16 protein-coding genes and 1 pseudogene are annotated in these 16,136 nt (G+C 33.8%); 4 read left to right on the top strand and 13 right to left on the bottom strand.

Going from position 1 to position 16,136, the window contains the following annotated elements:
- Positions 1-159: 159 nt before the first annotated feature.
- From Q9B79_RS02535 to Q9B79_RS02490, 11 genes and pseudogenes are all read right to left on the bottom strand, one after another.
- Entirely contained in the window at positions 160-2,550 is a 2,391-nt protein-coding gene (locus Q9B79_RS02535) for a penicillin acylase family protein (RefSeq protein WP_306182501.1), read from the bottom strand.
- Between the two features lie 102 nt (positions 2,551-2,652).
- Positions 2,653-6,072 (bottom strand): DUF4132 domain-containing protein, encoded by a 3,420-nt coding sequence (locus tag Q9B79_RS02530; RefSeq protein ID WP_306182500.1) that lies wholly within the window; start codon positions 6,070-6,072, stop codon positions 2,653-2,655.
- 110 nt (positions 6,073-6,182) lie between these two features.
- Complete coding sequence (locus Q9B79_RS02525) at positions 6,183-6,929, bottom strand: DnaD domain-containing protein (RefSeq protein WP_306182499.1); 747 nt, start codon at positions 6,927-6,929, stop codon at positions 6,183-6,185.
- Between the two features lie 410 nt (positions 6,930-7,339).
- The gene (locus Q9B79_RS26940) at positions 7,340-7,663 is read right to left on the bottom strand and encodes an S-layer homology domain-containing protein (protein WP_372339538.1); all 324 of its coding nucleotides are present in this window, start codon (positions 7,661-7,663) and stop codon (positions 7,340-7,342) included.
- A gap of 15 nt (positions 7,664-7,678) precedes the next feature.
- Positions 7,679-7,966, bottom strand: a pseudogene (locus tag Q9B79_RS26935) (S-layer homology domain-containing protein); the annotation flags it as partial.
- Between the two features lie 310 nt (positions 7,967-8,276).
- A complete protein-coding gene (locus Q9B79_RS02515) occupies positions 8,277-8,735 on the bottom strand; it encodes a hypothetical protein (RefSeq protein ID WP_306182498.1) in 459 nt (152 codons plus the stop codon).
- Positions 8,736-8,890: 155 nt separating this feature from the next.
- Positions 8,891-9,847 (bottom strand): DUF3994 domain-containing protein, encoded by a 957-nt coding sequence (locus Q9B79_RS02510; protein ID WP_306182497.1) that lies wholly within the window; start codon positions 9,845-9,847, stop codon positions 8,891-8,893.
- Positions 9,848-9,902: 55 nt separating this feature from the next.
- On the bottom strand, positions 9,903-10,232 hold the full coding sequence (locus Q9B79_RS02505; protein WP_306182496.1) for a hypothetical protein: 330 nt from the start codon (positions 10,230-10,232) through the stop codon (positions 9,903-9,905).
- Between the two features lie 101 nt (positions 10,233-10,333).
- Positions 10,334-10,672, bottom strand: coding sequence for a DUF4064 domain-containing protein (locus Q9B79_RS02500; RefSeq protein WP_088122617.1), 339 nt, complete (start codon positions 10,670-10,672; stop codon positions 10,334-10,336).
- Between the two features lie 127 nt (positions 10,673-10,799).
- Entirely contained in the window at positions 10,800-11,174 is a 375-nt protein-coding gene (locus tag Q9B79_RS02495; protein WP_306182495.1) for an immunity 22 family protein, read from the bottom strand.
- Between the two features lie 84 nt (positions 11,175-11,258).
- Positions 11,259-11,747, bottom strand: a complete 489-nt coding sequence (locus Q9B79_RS02490; protein WP_306182494.1) for an antitoxin YezG family protein — start codon at positions 11,745-11,747, stop codon at positions 11,259-11,261.
- 209 nt (positions 11,748-11,956) lie between these two features.
- Between Q9B79_RS02490 and Q9B79_RS02485 the strand changes: the two genes are divergently transcribed.
- A complete protein-coding gene (locus tag Q9B79_RS02485) occupies positions 11,957-12,664 on the top strand; it encodes a DNA alkylation repair protein (RefSeq protein WP_306182493.1) in 708 nt (235 codons plus the stop codon).
- Between the two features lie 285 nt (positions 12,665-12,949).
- Here Q9B79_RS02485 and Q9B79_RS02480 read toward each other — a convergent pair whose 3' ends face one another.
- Both Q9B79_RS02480 and Q9B79_RS02475 read right to left on the bottom strand, forming a co-directional pair.
- Positions 12,950-13,333 carry a hypothetical protein gene (locus Q9B79_RS02480; RefSeq protein ID WP_016134935.1) on the bottom strand — a complete coding sequence of 128 codons (384 nt, stop codon included), beginning with the start codon at positions 13,331-13,333 and terminating at the stop codon, positions 12,950-12,952.
- Positions 13,334-13,345: 12 nt separating this feature from the next.
- Positions 13,346-14,527, bottom strand: a complete 1,182-nt coding sequence (locus Q9B79_RS02475; protein WP_306182492.1) for an alpha/beta hydrolase family protein — start codon at positions 14,525-14,527, stop codon at positions 13,346-13,348.
- A gap of 58 nt (positions 14,528-14,585) precedes the next feature.
- Between Q9B79_RS02475 and Q9B79_RS02470 the strand changes: the two genes are divergently transcribed.
- From Q9B79_RS02470 to Q9B79_RS02460, 3 genes are all read left to right on the top strand, one after another.
- Complete coding sequence (locus Q9B79_RS02470; protein ID WP_306182491.1) at positions 14,586-14,963, top strand: DUF1433 domain-containing protein; 378 nt, start codon at positions 14,586-14,588, stop codon at positions 14,961-14,963.
- An 82-nt stretch (positions 14,964-15,045) separates the two neighbouring features.
- Positions 15,046-15,429, top strand: a complete 384-nt coding sequence (locus tag Q9B79_RS02465; protein WP_306182490.1) for a DUF1433 domain-containing protein — start codon at positions 15,046-15,048, stop codon at positions 15,427-15,429.
- Between the two features lie 76 nt (positions 15,430-15,505).
- Entirely contained in the window at positions 15,506-15,889 is a 384-nt protein-coding gene (locus Q9B79_RS02460) for a DUF1433 domain-containing protein (RefSeq protein ID WP_306182489.1), read from the top strand.
- Positions 15,890-16,136: the final 247 nt, after the last annotated feature.

The following is a 16,136-nucleotide window of genomic DNA, read 5'->3' as shown; positions in this document are numbered from 1 at the left end:
TAAAACCCTTTAATTTAGAATACATGTATCACTATTGCTGTAAAACCTTAAACAAAATATTCCAAAAAAAATTATAACAAAGTTCTACAGAATTTTTTGTCAAATTTTGTCACACAGCAAAAAAGAGACCCTTACCTATAGTAAGAGCCTCTTCAAACATTATTTCGGTTGTAAACTTAACACCTTACCTTCTATCCCCTCCGTATTCAATGTAGTCGTATGATACGTTCCATTTACCCAATCATCGATTTGATCATGATACCAATCGCTTCTAAAATGTCCCGATTGTCCTGGCCCTACGATATGATAACCGTTTGACATATCTTTCGTATCAATTACGAATCGCCATGAAGCTCCATGATTGACAATACCGTTATCTCCGTAACTCGCTGCTTGAACGGTAACTTGGCTTCCGCCAATCGGAACTGGTTTTTCACGATTAAATGCTAGTAATGCTAACATACTAGATGATTTTGAGATTGGATGTGTAAAAGCAAGTTGATGGTAATCGCCCCACTTCCACTCCGCAACATTGGGTCCATATTCCTTCTGTAATTTCTTCATTACATTTTCATACGATGTATGCACAACTTTCGTGAAGCCTCCGTACTTCGTAAACCAAGCACTATTTTCTCCTGCTACTTCTTTTCGAATCAATTCATCAACAACTTGTGACTTCCCTTCAAATAACTCCATCACATCTTTCGGTATTTCTTTTGAAAATAACGTATTCGAAATCTCTTTCATTAACAAATGGAATAGTAATGGCGCCGCTTCATCTTTACTATCATAAAAATTCCACTTCGTTAATTGTTTTACGCCTTCTTTCTCTACTTCATTTAAAGATGCTTTATTTAACTCTTTTAACAATATAGGAGCAAATTCTTTCCCGTATAAATTTTTTTGATCCATTTGTAACCCTTCTAAATCTTTCACCGTATACTTTTCCTTCTCTTGTAAAAACTCTTGAATACGCATTTGCCTATATGGCTGTGCCCACGTATTACTAATATGGTACGGATAGTTATCATCCACAATTTTATTATTCGCAGTTGAAATAAACCCTTGTTTTGGATTGATTACTTTTGGAAGTTGATCATACGGGATATACCCTTCCCATTCATATTCGTCTGTCCATCCTGGCACTGGTAAACTACCATCACCTTTTTTACGCACTGGTATATTTCCGTTCGCTTTATAAGCAATTGTGCCGTCATTTGATGCAAATACAAAGTTTTGAGTTGGTGTATGAAAGTCTTGAAGTGCCGTTTCAAACTCATTCCAATCTTTCGCTTTATTCATATTTAATACAGCCTTTAATTCAGCGGAAGGCTCCAAAGCAGTCCATTTCAAAGCGAATACCGTTTTCGTTTTCTCTTTCCCTTTATCCGCAAACTCTGAAATAACTGGACCATGCCTCGTAACCGTCACTTTATACGGAATTGTTTTCCCACCTTTTACTTTAATAGATTCATCAACAACTGTAGCTTTTTCCCACTTATCGTTATACAAAAATTCATTTTCATTATTAGGATTTCTCTTCTCAATATATAAATCTTGCACATCAGGGCCAGTATTCGTAACGCCCCATGCTATTTTGTCATTATGACCTAATATAACACCTGGCACTCCAGCGAAAATAACACCACTCACTTGTAAATCTTTCATTTCAAGTTTCGATTGATACCAAATAGAAGGTGTCGCAAGAGATAGATGAGGATCATCCGCTAAAATTGGCTTACCAGACGCACTCTTCTCTCCGCTTATGACCCAGTTATTACTACCATTAAACTCTGGCGGAATGATCGTTTTTGCAAAACTTTGTGCTACATTTACATTTGTATTTTCCAGTTCAGCTAGCAATCTAGGCGCATCTTTCGGATATGTAGGAAATAGCTCATTTGCTTGCTCTTTCGGTAAATTTTTCAGCGCCCAATATCGAAACGCTTGTCCGTGCCAATGTCCCCCTAAGTCAAACGCCATATACTTTCCAATTGTTAACGTATCAACAATGGACCATTCAGTAGGTTCATATCCTAATATAGTAAACTCAACTGGCAATTTCTTTTCCTCTTTTGCCTCGCGTATAAAAGCGTTTACCCCATCAGCAAATGACTGCAGCGCATATTTCGCTTCCCCGTCATATTGACTAACAGACGCTTCAGCTGCTCGCCGTAATCCGAGCGTTCGAAACAACTTATCTCGATCAACAGCTACTTCCCCTACAACTTCACTCAACATTCCGGAAGCTTGCCTTCTGCTTAAATCCATTTGAAACAAACGATCTTGCGCCTGTACATACCCTTGCGAAAAATATAAATCATGTGCATTTTCCGCTTTAATATGCGGTACCCCTTTACTATCCCGCTTTACCTGAACAGCATGTTGTAAATCCTCTAGTTTTATCGTCCCATCTATCTTTGGCACAGAACTAAGCGTATATATGTTTAAAAAAATCGCTGTACAAATAACTAACAAAAGAACGATACTACTACACCAAATAAAAATTTTCTTCCCTCTAGTTCGTTTCTTCTTTATGACGACTTCCATATATAACCCCTCCCTTTTCAAACTATTCGCTTCTATTTAAGGAAGAACCTTTTAGAAAAGTAGAAAAACCCCCTTCATTTTCTACAAATGAAGAGGGTTTTCTTAACGTTTGTTACGCCAGCTTTCATTATGACCAAGATTTGAATCGGTCGCTAATTGCACATTATATAATATTTCACTAAAGAAGCGTTTATCTACTTGTTTTGGTACAATGCGGCTTTCATCATCAATTTCATCGTATTCATATGAACCTCGGTTGACTGTACCTGCCCTATAAAATTCAATGTCATACACACATATATCTTCTTCATCTTCATAGCCAATCGGTGCGCCGCTAAATGACAGTTGCGCCCCTAACCCCGTGCGAGTATCTTCTTTATAAAACGTATAATACACACCGCCATCTTGAACCGATCCACGAATCCACCCAAGTTTCGTCATCTTACCAAATAATGAGCGACCATTTAATAAAATACCGCCAAATCTCTCAACAGTAACCTTATCATTTTCCTCCACTACAAACACTGGACGTTCAACTTGTAGGAATGGCTGGACAATTTTCGAATTTTCCAGTTGCTCTTTCCACATTTCCTTTTCCGCTCCAGATAATTCTAGCGGATAAATTAAACCGATTACAGTTCCAGATGAAGCTTCATGCTTCTCTCCTATTATTGAATAAAACGTACCATCCTCTGCATAACGGAACATTTTCAGTAACTTTCCTTCCGCATACTCACCCCAAATAAGTGAAGTGGAAAATCGCTTCATAATTGGATTTTCCAAAAATACCGATTTCCACGTATCATATGACCAATAGCGTTTTAATGATAAAGCAGCTTCCAAACGTTGTTTCTGTATGGAAAGTGCATTTCGAAGCTCTTTCTTTAAAGCGGCTAACTCTTGCTTAGCTAATTCAGCTTTTTCTATATCATCTTTTGCATTTGGCTTTGGTAGTGACTTCACACGTTTTCCCTCTTCTGTCTCCAATTCAATTTTTGACTCAGACGTTAAAATAGCAGTAAAGCATCTATTCCCAAAATCAATCTTCTTCTCACCACGTATATTAAACCCAAGATCTGGTACTAGTTGATCTTCCAGCTCTTCTTCCGTTATACCGCGTGTTTTCGCAGCAAGACTTAGTGCTTCTTTCGCCGCATTACGCACTTGTTTATGTTTATATTTAAATGCCATTGCATGAATAGACATAAGTGCAAGCTTAGATGAAGACAAACCTAGAGCACGAACAGCATCTGCTGCAATCTTTCCTCTCATATCTAGTACCCATTCATCGATTTGCTTTTTAAGTATACCGACCATTTTGTCATCACTATATATTCCATATAAAGAGAGAATACCGCGTTTCTTCACATCTGCATCTTGAGAAATCCATATTTGATATATTGCTTGCACATATTCTTTCAAGTCTTGTTCATTTAAACTACTACCAATTATTTCAGCTGCTTCTTTCTTTTCAATGACTGAATCTGAAATGTACTGTTGTAAATAAGCTAATGAAATTGTGGCATCGGCAACTTCATTTGAATGACGAAGACGGATTTGTGGTTCATCCCCAATCAATTGCAGAAGTGAATTTCTTTTTTGTTCCGTTACGATACGGTCACAAAGTTCTTCTATATTTTCTGAGTTTCTTCCCACTCCAAGTAATGGAGCAAACTTCTCGGCCAAAGAGGCATTCTTCTTTTCTTTCAATGCTTCCTGTACGAGTTGCGTATATGTTTCAATCTTATACGCTAGTAGTATTTTCATCACATTTTCACGAACAATTTTCTTTTTATTATGAAGTTCTAGCGCTACATCCTCTGCCGCTTCTATGTCTTTTGAAAGCAGTTCAACTATAGACTTACGTAATTTTTTAGATGAATCACCTAAGTTTTTAATTAAAATCGGACGTATTTCAACCTTGTTATCTCTTGCTAATTCATTCAAAATATATGCTTTTGCCTCAGCAGAATACGTATCAAATCGTTCCATTATGTATGCCTGTTCTTTTATAATGATCGTAACGAGTGCTTCCTTCGCTTTATTTCTCTCTTCTACATAATGTGAGGCTTGCTCAACTGAATAATCAATCAGCTTTTCTTTACTTAGCCCGTAAGAAAATAGATCTTCTATTATTTTTTCGGGTTCTATCCCTCTAGCTGAACACTCATACAGAAGTTCATATAAATAAACACTATGCACATCTCCAAATTGCAAGGTGAGTGCCGCTTCTCTTTTTGCCACATCATCTATATCCCAAAGAAGTACAACTTCTAAAACTGGCATATCCCAATACATGTTTCTATATTTCGGATTTTTAAGTATTTGTTTCATTTCATCAAATGACAATTTTCCGAGTAAATAATCACGATACGTATCCCGCACCGTCGACAACTTAAGTTGCAAAGCAGCGACAAAAAATTCTTCTCGCATTCTCCCTCTATTTAACTCATGTCCTTTTTCAGCTAACGTTCGGGCGATTATGAGGTAATTACTTTTACTTACATATTGCAAAGTACGTTGAACAAATTCAGGATTTTCTTCCGCCACAGAGCATAACATTTCATATTCATACGTCTTACAAAATTCTTCATTGTTTAAATTATGTTGCCTTAAACGATGTGCAAAGAATCTTTCCTCAGAAATCCAAAACTGTTTACAAAAATTTTGAATTTCATTATAGGTTTTCTTATTTATACTCCCTGTTCGTTTATAGTTTTGAGGCTGATTGAGAGTTTGACACACGTAACGCGTAGCATAATTCATAAAACCCCAAACGTTTTTCTTCGCTAATATTTCAACATACCGCCTCGCAATATTTGAATACTGATGAATGCTAAATAATAGTCGCCAAATATATTCTGGTAAATTTCCACCTAAAAATAATTCCCTATCACTCTCACCTTTTATATATCTTTCAACTGCTTCAACCTTTACCTTTTCTCCATTCAAATTCAATATAAATTCAGCATGTTCTTCTAATCTTTCGTCCAATAAAGAGCTATATGTATGGAACCTCTCATAATCTACTTCAAACATTACGAGAAGTAATGATAGTTGCTGCTGATTAGATAATTTTAATAGCTGCTCTTCGATATAATTCGGATTCTCATCTATTAATTCTCGAAGAAAAACATATGCCTCATTTACATAACTCGAGATATTAGTTAAATATTTACAAGAAATTACTACAAGTTTATCCAATGGAAGTGCACTTTTCTCTAAATAAATCTTCATATTAGTAAAATCCACATATTTAAACCTTATTATAAGAACATTTAACAATTGCTCCCCTAACAAATAATAAAATAACCGAAAGAAAGCTGGATCTTGTTTATATACTTTCCTAAAATCATTTATAAACTGATTTGCAAAATCACTTCTTTTTTGATCTCTAATTGTCGTTAGTTGAATATTATTTAAAATCTCTTCTTCTCTCGTTTTTAAATAACGCAATGATAATTGTTCCTGCTCTTCTGTCATATAGACATATTGAAACAACTGAGCTGTATTTGTAGTCAAATTTTGTTCCCCCGCATCTTTTTATCTACTATAAAAATACCCTTATTTAATTGTAGTATAGCATAAAAACCACAAAAACGAACATACATTCCGTGTTAAATTAATGTAAATTAAAACACACTACTCAAAACACTTCTCCTTCTCTCTAAACTTCCCATTACACGCCTTTCTCCACTATATTCGCTACACCAATTTCTCAAAATCCCCTTCACATAAGCAAATGTTCGCTTATTCTGTTCAAACGCAATCTTGAGAACCTCTAATACTCTCACTCCTGAAACTTTTTGTATCCACTCTTTTAATTCCTTCACGATATATGGAGATAGATTACTTATATGTTGTTCGTAAAACTTATAAACTTCACTATGCGAAGTATCCTCTTCTATCTCTTCCTTCTCCTCAGTAACTTCCTGTAAACTACTATTCTCCTCTTCTTTCGGTATGCTAAAATGTTCTAATAACAACGGAATCTTACATTCTTCTTCCAGACATTTATGTAAAAACATATGTATGAACTCTTTACTTTTTACAGTCTTTAGCTCACGTAACACACACTTCTCTACATTTGTATTTAAAATAGGGTTATAGTGTAGCCAATTTAGTATGTATAACTCTTGCGTTTCCGCATCATATAAAATCTTCCCGTATGCAACAAATCTATTTAATAGCTTCTCAACAGTCTCCATACTGTAACCTGTTTCAAGCTCTGCCACACGCTTCGGTAATACGTAAATTCCACATTGCTTCGTTTTCGTACCAGTTAACAAGTATATGTAAAAATAACGCTCCTCTGGCGTTAAATCTAATATGAATTCATCTTGCCAAAAGTTCACCTGGACATTACGGTACACAGCCATATGTTTCCCTCCTCCTTTTATTCATAAAAAGGCAGAATTCAACCCTTCAATATACATATAGGAATGGGGGCCTTGTTTTTGCATTTGAATTCCAAATTTTTTTAACTACTACAACGCCGGTTTTATTTTTTCGCGCTTTTTTGTTCTTGTAGTTGTTTTTGTTTTGTTTTTTCTTAGTGATTTATTACTTGGTAGGTGCTTATAAGGGGCTTGGAAGGGGCTTCATAGAGGCTAAAATAAAGTGAAACTTTAATCAGTAGGGGGTTTCTCCATCCCCCACTGATTATTAGCCCCCACCTAACTTCTTTGCTTTGGCTGAATTTTGAGGTGGGGGTCTTACTGCCCATTAAAGCGGGATAAAAAGGAGCTGTTCCAAATTATCATGTTGGATAGCTCCTTTACCATTCTTTCTATTTTTGACTTGCATCTAACATCTTCACTAAAAAGGCAGCTGCCTCACCACGAGTTGTTGTACCATTATATTTCCAACACCAGTAACTATCTGTAGGCTGTTTGTATGTGATTAAATGTTTATCCCTAAATGGTAATGCGACTAATTCACCTGTAACACCTTTATACTGTAATGCGTTGTCAATCATGATAGATGCACGAGTGATGGGTGCATTCGGATCAAAAATCCCACCACCACGACCGCTAATAATTCCTGCACCGCTACGTATGTTTATACCGCCACCATTTACGACTAACTCCAAGCTAGGCTGGATTAAATTCATTTGAATCAAATTGCTCGCTTCTTTCATTTTATGTAATTCTTCTGATTCAGAATGTTTATGCTTATATTCTGCCAGAAGAACTTTCTCATTTTCTGATACTTCTGCCTCATTAATTTGCATGTAATCTGGAGTTTCTAGATTGAAATTCGAATAACTGAACCCGCTTGTTCCACGTTCTTCTTGGGCAATACTAAGCTAGTCAGTATGAGATTTGTTTATCTCTTCTGCTGAAATCGCTAAAGGTGCACTCCCTAACATTACTAAACTTGTTGATAGTGTGATTACTCGCTTTTTAATATTCATTGCTGTATGAAATACCTACACAGTTCATGTAAGCATCCTAACTTCCCTTTATTTTCTCATTCGTGAAAGACTATGAATCTACTATGTATAAAAATATGTTCATTCCGCCTTTTTATAAACACTTCATTTTATCCCCAGCAGGTGAATTATACCTTCCACAAAATCCCTTAATAGACATTATTTTATAACCAATTGCAAATGTCGTCAAAAGTACTTATTTTTCAACACAAATCAACGGCATTTTCATATAAAAAATGCCGTTGATTCACAATTTCATGATAAGGAATCCTATACTATCGAAATACATCTATTACAAATTCCCTTTAACGTTTTCGACAATCTCATTTATCGTATTTCGATCAAACTTATCACTAATTTCGTATGACTCACGATCTCTTACTAATTGTACGCCTACGATATCATTGCGGTCCTTACCATATTGTACTTCAATAATAGATCCACGCTCTATTTGCTTCCAAACAAGACCCGCTTCATCTTTATTGTCTAAAACAATACAGTCCTCAATATTTTCGTCAATCCCAATTAACTTATTTTCATCCATATATCCAACCTCGTATTGTTGACGTTCTTTCGCTTTTCCACTTACTAATATACCTTTGCTTCCATATGAGTAATCCGTATAATCCTTTTTCTCCGATTGTGCCGCTTTCGCCTCTTGTACTTTATTTTTTTCAGCGTTCCCACAACCCATGATAAGACTAATTGGCATCACCGTAGTTAGTACTACTCTAGTAAATTCCTTTATCATTTATAAGCAACTCCTCATACTTACATTTAAATTCCGTTTATCAATTTATTAAAAAATAACATGATATAAAATAGGCAAAGCCAACGATAAAATATTAGTTGCATTCCCACAATTTAATTAAGGACCAGGCCATTTAAACCTAGTCCTACATAACTTTACCTTTGCTTCACATACTTAATTGTATTGAATGAAGCCTCATTAAATAATCGTAAGTTTTCTCCATCATAATCTTGAACTTTATATGCTATTTTCTTTTTTTGAATTGTCTCTTCTACACCGTCTACTAAACGTTTATTGAGATGTAAATAGATTGTAAAAGCTTCCTTATCATATTCCCAAGTTCCTTCAATATAATTCTTTTTATTTGGATACTCACCTTTACCATACGTTTCAAATGTCTTATCACCTTTTAGAATAAGTGACATAATGAAACCGTCTGTTCCTTTGAATCCCCAATTACCAATTAATTCCGTACCATCTTTCACATTCTTCATAACGTTATCCGTATTAATTCCAGCTTTCTTATCTAACTCTTTCAAATCTTTCACAGATACTGTACCGTCACCGATTTTAATATCCCCTTCAAGGTCTTTGAATGCCTTAAGCCAGTAAATATCTCCTTCTTTCACTAACTTTTCGGATTTCTCCATTAACTCTTTATCAGTCTTATCGCCTTTTTCTCTTTTTTCTTTTCGGGTGAATACTTCATTGATTAAAGAAAAAGACTCTCTAAAATAACTAATTGCTTTTTCAAAATCCTTTTGTTGATTTACATACTCTGCAGGGGGATCTATCGACTCGAATTTATCTAACGTTTTATTTAATTCTTTCACACTATCTACTATATCTGATTTCTTTTTCTTACCGTCAAAAACCTCTCTCGTAATGTTGTTATGCTCCGCAAACAACTTATCAAACTCTACCCCTAATTTATACACTTTATTAGGATAGTCTTCCTTTGAAACTTTTTCTTTCTTACTATTAGACTTCGATTCTTTTACTTTAGACTCTTCTGTTTTCTCCTGTTTAGAAGTGTTCGTTTTCTCAGACACTCCACAACCAAATAACAACATGACCGGAACTGCTACCCCTAGTAGTTTCTTTGTATTCATGACTGATTTCTCCTTTTACTTGAATAGATTACTCTTACTATACCCACCCTCTTTTTTATTTTGTAATTAAAGTTACAATCGCAATAATTCCTAAAATCGGTCCCCAATATTCCATCTTTATAAAAAATAGTGAGTGCTTTTTGTTAAACATAACTTTTTCACCAGTTTCGGCATCTATATAAACTTTCCCATTTGGCTTATTAATATATCTTCCTAAATACCAAGACATAACCCCTGATATAATAAACATTACCGCCATTGGCCAACTATGGTCTTGAAAATATGTAGCGTCCCCCGTTATAGTTCCAAAGATAGCCTTACCCAAAAGAGTATTAATAATTACAATAATTGCGACTAAAAAACCCCAACCAGACCAAATAATCATCTATTTATCCTCCTAAAGCGTATAACTTTGTACCTTATGTTAATTTGAACTGCAAACGAAAATATCAAAAAAACATAATATTCAGACGTTAATAATTATATTTATCCTACATTCGATTCTAACTTTAGTGTTCTAAATGCAAATGAACCAGACATAATTTGTAATATTGTTGGAATAAGCAAAAAGAATAATGACATAAATAACATAACTATAGGAATCACAATCATACAAACTCCATAAACTTTATTATTAACCTTATTTACTAAACATGATAAAATAAGCAACCCTATTTGAACCGTTAAAATAATAGAATAATAAGCTAAAAGTTCATAATCAAACCCTTCCATAATATTAAACGCTACAACTATTAATAGTATGGAAATAATAATTCCTATAATGCCACCAATTAAACCTAGTACGAATTCAATCGTTCTTTTCAATTCAATCCCCCTTTTATGAGCCACTAACAACTTGTATATTTTTCCCATTCACCATCATACCAAATATTTATTGGAAAAACTATACATACTTTTCATTCTTCCTTACCTTACAGTGATCTTCTTACCATTATAAATAGCTTGTAGTAGTTACAAAATTAAAACCTTTACAATTACTTACTGAATTGTCATATTGAAAATTATAAATTAAAACGATAGAATTATAGGATTTATTTAACTTAACTACTTCCTTAATTCGAGAGAGTATTTTATCATCATATGAACATCCCGTTAATAGCATAGAAATGTCATCACTTGCTTCTTCTAACACTTCCTTTTCAATAAAATCCTCATCTACATCAATCATATCTATATTAAAATCAACAAAAAATCTTGCTGGTATAGAGTCTCCTTCTTCATCATATGTAACATCGATATATGTATCTAACTGATCTTGCGTTTGCATATTACCGAACCATATTGAAACCATTCCGTGTACTTCCATTGTAGTCCTCCTTTAATTCCTATCTTGCAGAACCAATTTTAAAACTCATGATTTTTATAAAAACCATTTCTTCTTTCCTTTCCGTCAAATAGGATTATTCGGAAATTCATTGTCATACTTATTAATTAGCTCTTTATCATTTTCATCAATTGGTACTTCACCTAAGTATTTATGTTTCCAAATAATCATCTGATCACTAAAACTATATTCTGTATCGAACCAATTTGTATAATCGAAATGCATGTTAAATTCCCCACTATGTTCAACAGACATTGTAAAGGAATACCAAAGTTCTTGGTGGTTATCTTTGAAAACATTTCTTAATTCCTTACTCAATTTATATAAAAAATCTTCTTTCCTTTCAAACTCCTCTTCATTAACTTCGTATTTAAAAGGAATTTCTACACTATAATTATAATTTTCTTTATTTCTGAAGTTGTTATAGAAAAAGTAAGTTCCCCCTCCAGTTTCTGATATTTGAGCGTAAAAATAAAATTCCTCCCACTCTGCTGGAATCATTTCATTAACCGTCTCCGCTATCTCTCTATATAATCGTTTCAGCTTTTTTTCCAATTAAATTCCTCCTATATGATTTTTACCGCCCACTTTTTCTATATTATACCATTTTCCAGATTATCTCTGGCTTCATTTTATTCAACACTCAGATCGAATTTTGATAAACTTTAGAAAGTAGACATACCTCCAGAATACAATTAGTATTAACATTGAAAAGTATACAAGACTTAAAAAGGTTTTTATATGAAGGAAGGAAGTGCACAGCTATGGATTTTAAAACAGTTATGCAAGAACTTGAAGCTCTAGGTAAGGAACGAACGAAAAAAATATACATATCTAACGGCGCCCACGAGCCAGTTTTTGGCGTAGCTACAGGTGCCATGAAACCAATCGCTAAAAAAATAAAATTAAATCAAGAATTAGCTGAAGAACTTTATGCCACAGGCAACTACGATGCTATGTATTTTGCAGGCATTATTGCCGACCCAAAAGCTATGAGTGAATCGGATTTTAATCGTTGGATAGATGGGGCTTATTTTTATATGCTATCTGATTATGTTGTAGCAGTAACTTTATCGGAGTCAAATATTGCACAAGACGTTGCTGATCAATGGATCGCAAGTGGGGACGAGCTTAAAATGTCTGCCGGCTGGAGTTGCTACTGTTGGCTTTTAGGAAATCGCAAAGATAATGAATTTTCCGAAAGTAAAATTTCCGATATGCTTGAAATGGTGAAAGATACAATTCATCATTCTCCAGAACGAACAAAATCCGCTATGAATAATTTCCTAAACACAGTAGCAATTTCATATGTACCACTACACGAAAAAGCAGTCGAGATTGCAAAAGAAGTTGGTATAGTTGAAATCAAACGTGATAATAAAAAAAGCAGTTTGCTACATGCTACAGAGAGTATTCAGAAAGAACTTGATAGAGGAAGACTTGGTTTCAAACGTAAATATGTTAGATGTTAAACAGATTCGTTTCTGGGTGTCAATTCGAGAAAGGTTGACACCTTTTTCATTCAGGTTATATATCCTCTGACTTATATTAAAAAATAATATCCTGATAACCTACTTCCATTACCTTTTCATTTAATAAACGAACTCCTATATTTCTATACAATTTGTATTATCTATTCATTCATATAACTTATCACTAGACATACTTTTCTGTTCAATTCAAACCTCACATTTACATAGTGCATCTCTTTCAGTAAATTAAAGCAATAGAAACTATCTTTAGTTTTTCCTCTTCTCTTATTTTTTCCCACAACTGTTTGCTAAGTGAACATGTTCATTAAAAATGTTGTTGTTAATTTGTTTTTCATATTTTTTTAATTCTTCATTGATTTTACTGCCAGTTTTACTTTCAAAACTTTTCTCTAATTCTGCTGCTATATCTCTTAGACTCGTTTGTAATTCATGAAATGCCCCTATGTTTTTTTGAAGAGTATATGTATCTTCTTTTATAATGTCTATTGATTTAAACCCTACTTCTGTTTTTAACATCATACGCTGCATTTCTCTTTCAATCTGTTTTTTAGCAGCTTGTAACTCCTCAACTACCTGATCCGCTAAATCTCCTGTAACACTTTCGATTTGCTTTTCTATCTTTTTAATTTCCCCCATAAAATCCATCATATAATTATCTCCTTATCTAAACTGAAAATTCCCTGCTAATTGATTGTCTTTATCCCTAAGTGAATTTGCTGCATCACTAATTTCGTCCCCAAATCTACTTAAACTTTTTTGTTCTTTTCTTAAAAGATGAATTAATTCTTCTGCCATGTGTACATCGTGAAAATAGTCATTTCCACCTTCTTTCGTTTTAGCAATTCGTGAGATGGCTTCATCTATTTCGTATGCTTCTAATAGATGATATTTCCCACCTGGCCCTGTTTCATGTTTTAATTGATTTTTTAACTTTTGAACTGCTTCAGCTTCGTTTCTTTGAAACTCTTCTATATTTTTTGCGATATCTGATAATCGATTGCTGAGTGTTTGAATTTTTTTTACTTGTTTTATAATATCTTCAGGTTCTAATTTTAATATGGGGCTTCCATTTGAATGAAAGGATCCCTTAAATGTATCTCTGCCGTGTCCGTCCATAGTTAAACGTGTAAAAATTCCTTGTTTTGTATCGTTCTGTCTCACTGTGTATTGCTTACCAATTAGAGGTGCACCGAATTGAGTGTGGTTACCAATCGGGTCATTTTCATGTGTATAATCAGTTGCTTTATTGTCCATTTTCCCTTCATCTACTCGTCTTTTTGCTTCAGGACTTAGTATACGATAGGGATTCGGTGCAGCCCATGTAGTTGCATAACACTCTAATTCTGCAGCGATAAGGTCCGCTTCTGCACCACCTTTACTATGTCCAGTAGTATGAAGAGAAGAAGGGTTATATTTTGCTACGATGTCATTTTTTGCCCATTTTAATCCAGTATCAAATGATGTTTCAGAATCAGGTTTTATAGTTTGACTGTTACTTGGAGTAATTACTTTAGAATGTGTTTTAATTCCAAACGTAATCTGATCGATATCTGTTTCGAAATCTGCTAATTGCGTAGGCTCTGTTCCACGAAATGCTAGGATTATATCATCATAATGTGTTGCATTTTCATCATATTTGTCTGCTGGTACTACTGCGATAGCTTCTAATCCATTTTTTACTTTTTGACAATCTGCATCAATTGATTCTATAACTACCCATTTCTTACCATCGACCCCTTTTATTTCCGCTCCTTTGTGTAAAGAATCATCGTCATAAACGTTACTTGATAACTCGAAATAATCTTCATCTGTCGCAATTGGATTTTTTTTGAATTCACCCATATGTTTCAACTCGTTTCATGGTATATTTTAACTATATTCAAATACAAGGGGATTTTAAATGAAAAAAAAATTGGTAATTATTTTATCCATTATTTGTATTATAGCAGGAGGATATTTTACTATGGAATACTTAAAACAAAAAGAAGAAGAGGAAAAGTTTTGGAAAGTACAAGAAGTACGAGTAGAAAAGTATATTCGTTATAATATTCAGGATGTAAAATCTATCACATTTACAGAACATAAAGTAAATCCAATGGGTATTCCTTATATAAAAGGTTATATAAATGATGATAAGGAATTGTGGTTTAATGCTAGTATAAGTACTACAGAAAACTTTGAAGATAAATTCTCGCGTTCTGGAGAACTTGGAAAACTTATAAAAGACCCTGAAAAATCAGTATCTGAAATTGAAAAAGAAGAGAAGGAAAAAAAATAAGAGTAGTCTTTGTACTACTATTTTCTTCTTCGTCTCATTTTAAGAAGAATGCATTGGTAAGTTTTTTATAAGGGGATTTTCCATGAAGAAAATAGTCATTTTGATTGTATCTGCTTTGTTACTCATAGCAGGAGGATATTTTACTATGGAATACTTAAAACAAAAAGAAAAAGAAGAAAAGTTTTGGAAGGCACAAGAGGCACGAGTAGAAAAGTATATTCATTACAATATTCAAGATGTAAAATCGATTACATTTAAAGAACACAGTGTAAGTCCAATGGGTGTTCCCAGATTAAAAGGTTATATAAATAATAATGAAGAATTGGATTTTATAGCTTATATTAGTACTACAGAAAATTTCGAAGATGATTTCACACGTTCTGGAGAACTTGGAAAACTTATAAAAGACCCTGAAAAGTCGGTATCTGAAATTGAAAAAGAAGAGAAGGAAAAGAAACAAGAGTAGTCTTTGTACTACTATTTTCTTCTTCGTCTCATTTTAAGAAGAATGCATTGGTAAGTTTTTTATAAGGGGATTTTCCATGAAGAAAATAGTCATTTTGATTGTATCTGCTTTGTTACTCATAGCAGGAGGGTATTTTACAATGGAATACTTAAAACAAAAAGAAGAAGAGGAAAAGTTTTGGAAAGTACAAGAAACAAGAGTAGCAAAATATATTCATTATAATGTTAAAGATGTAAAATCTATTACATTTACAGAACACGAAACTAGTCCTATGGGCGTTCCTCATATAAAAGGATATATAAATGATAATCAAGAATTATGGTTTGATGCTGGTCTTAATAGTAATGATAATTTCGAAAGGAAATTGGGGCGTTCTGGAGAACTTGGACAGCTTATAAAACAACCTGAAAAATCCGTATCCGAAATTGAAAAGAAAGAAAAGAAAAAAATCCAAGAGTAGTCTTTACGATTACTCTTTTGTTTTCCTATAAAAAATAAAACAAAAGTTGATTATATTTAATATCGTAATAGCCATTTAACTATCTATAAGATAAAGTGAAACTTTAATCAGTGGGGGTTTTCTTCATCCCCCACTGATTATTAGTTGAACCAATCGGACTTTTATGGGCAGTTGATCCCCCATCTAACTTCTTTGCTTTCGCTAAATTTTGAGGTGGGGGTCTTACTGCCCATTAAAGCGGGATAAA

This window comes from Bacillus sp. MHSD_36, from assembly GCF_030757775.1.
GTDB lineage: Bacteria > Bacillota > Bacilli > Bacillales > Bacillaceae_G > Bacillus_A.
The sequence above is the reverse complement of the archived record's forward strand: the minus strand, read 5'-3'. Positions and strand labels throughout refer to the sequence as shown.

Excerpts from the sequence above, each read along its gene's own strand:
- Q9B79_RS02535 (WP_306182501.1), bottom strand. The coding sequence starts at position 2,550 with ATGGAAGTCGTCATAAAGAAGAAACGAACTAGAGGGAAGAAAATTTTT.
- Q9B79_RS02525 (WP_306182499.1), bottom strand. The coding sequence starts at position 6,929 with ATGGCTGTGTACCGTAATGTCCAGGTGAACTTTTGGCAAGATGAATTC.
- Q9B79_RS26940 (WP_372339538.1), bottom strand. The coding sequence starts at position 7,663 with ATGAATTTAATCCAGCCTAGCTTGGAGTTAGTCGTAAATGGTGGCGGT.
- Q9B79_RS02515 (WP_306182498.1), bottom strand. The coding sequence starts at position 8,735 with ATGATAAAGGAATTTACTAGAGTAGTACTAACTACGGTGATGCCAATT.
- Q9B79_RS02510 (WP_306182497.1), bottom strand. The coding sequence starts at position 9,847 with ATGAATACAAAGAAACTACTAGGGGTAGCAGTTCCGGTCATGTTGTTA.
- Q9B79_RS02505 (WP_306182496.1), bottom strand. The coding sequence starts at position 10,232 with ATGATTATTTGGTCTGGTTGGGGTTTTTTAGTCGCAATTATTGTAATT.
- Q9B79_RS02495 (WP_306182495.1), bottom strand. The coding sequence starts at position 11,174 with ATGGAAGTACACGGAATGGTTTCAATATGGTTCGGTAATATGCAAACG.
- Q9B79_RS02485 (WP_306182493.1), top strand. The coding sequence starts at position 11,957 with ATGGATTTTAAAACAGTTATGCAAGAACTTGAAGCTCTAGGTAAGGAA.
- Q9B79_RS02480 (WP_016134935.1), bottom strand. The coding sequence starts at position 13,333 with ATGATGGATTTTATGGGGGAAATTAAAAAGATAGAAAAGCAAATCGAA.
- Q9B79_RS02475 (WP_306182492.1), bottom strand. The coding sequence starts at position 14,527 with ATGGGTGAATTCAAAAAAAATCCAATTGCGACAGATGAAGATTATTTC.
- Q9B79_RS02470 (WP_306182491.1), top strand. The coding sequence starts at position 14,586 with ATGAAAAAAAAATTGGTAATTATTTTATCCATTATTTGTATTATAGCA.
- Q9B79_RS02465 (WP_306182490.1), top strand. The coding sequence starts at position 15,046 with ATGAAGAAAATAGTCATTTTGATTGTATCTGCTTTGTTACTCATAGCA.
- Q9B79_RS02460 (WP_306182489.1), top strand. The coding sequence starts at position 15,506 with ATGAAGAAAATAGTCATTTTGATTGTATCTGCTTTGTTACTCATAGCA.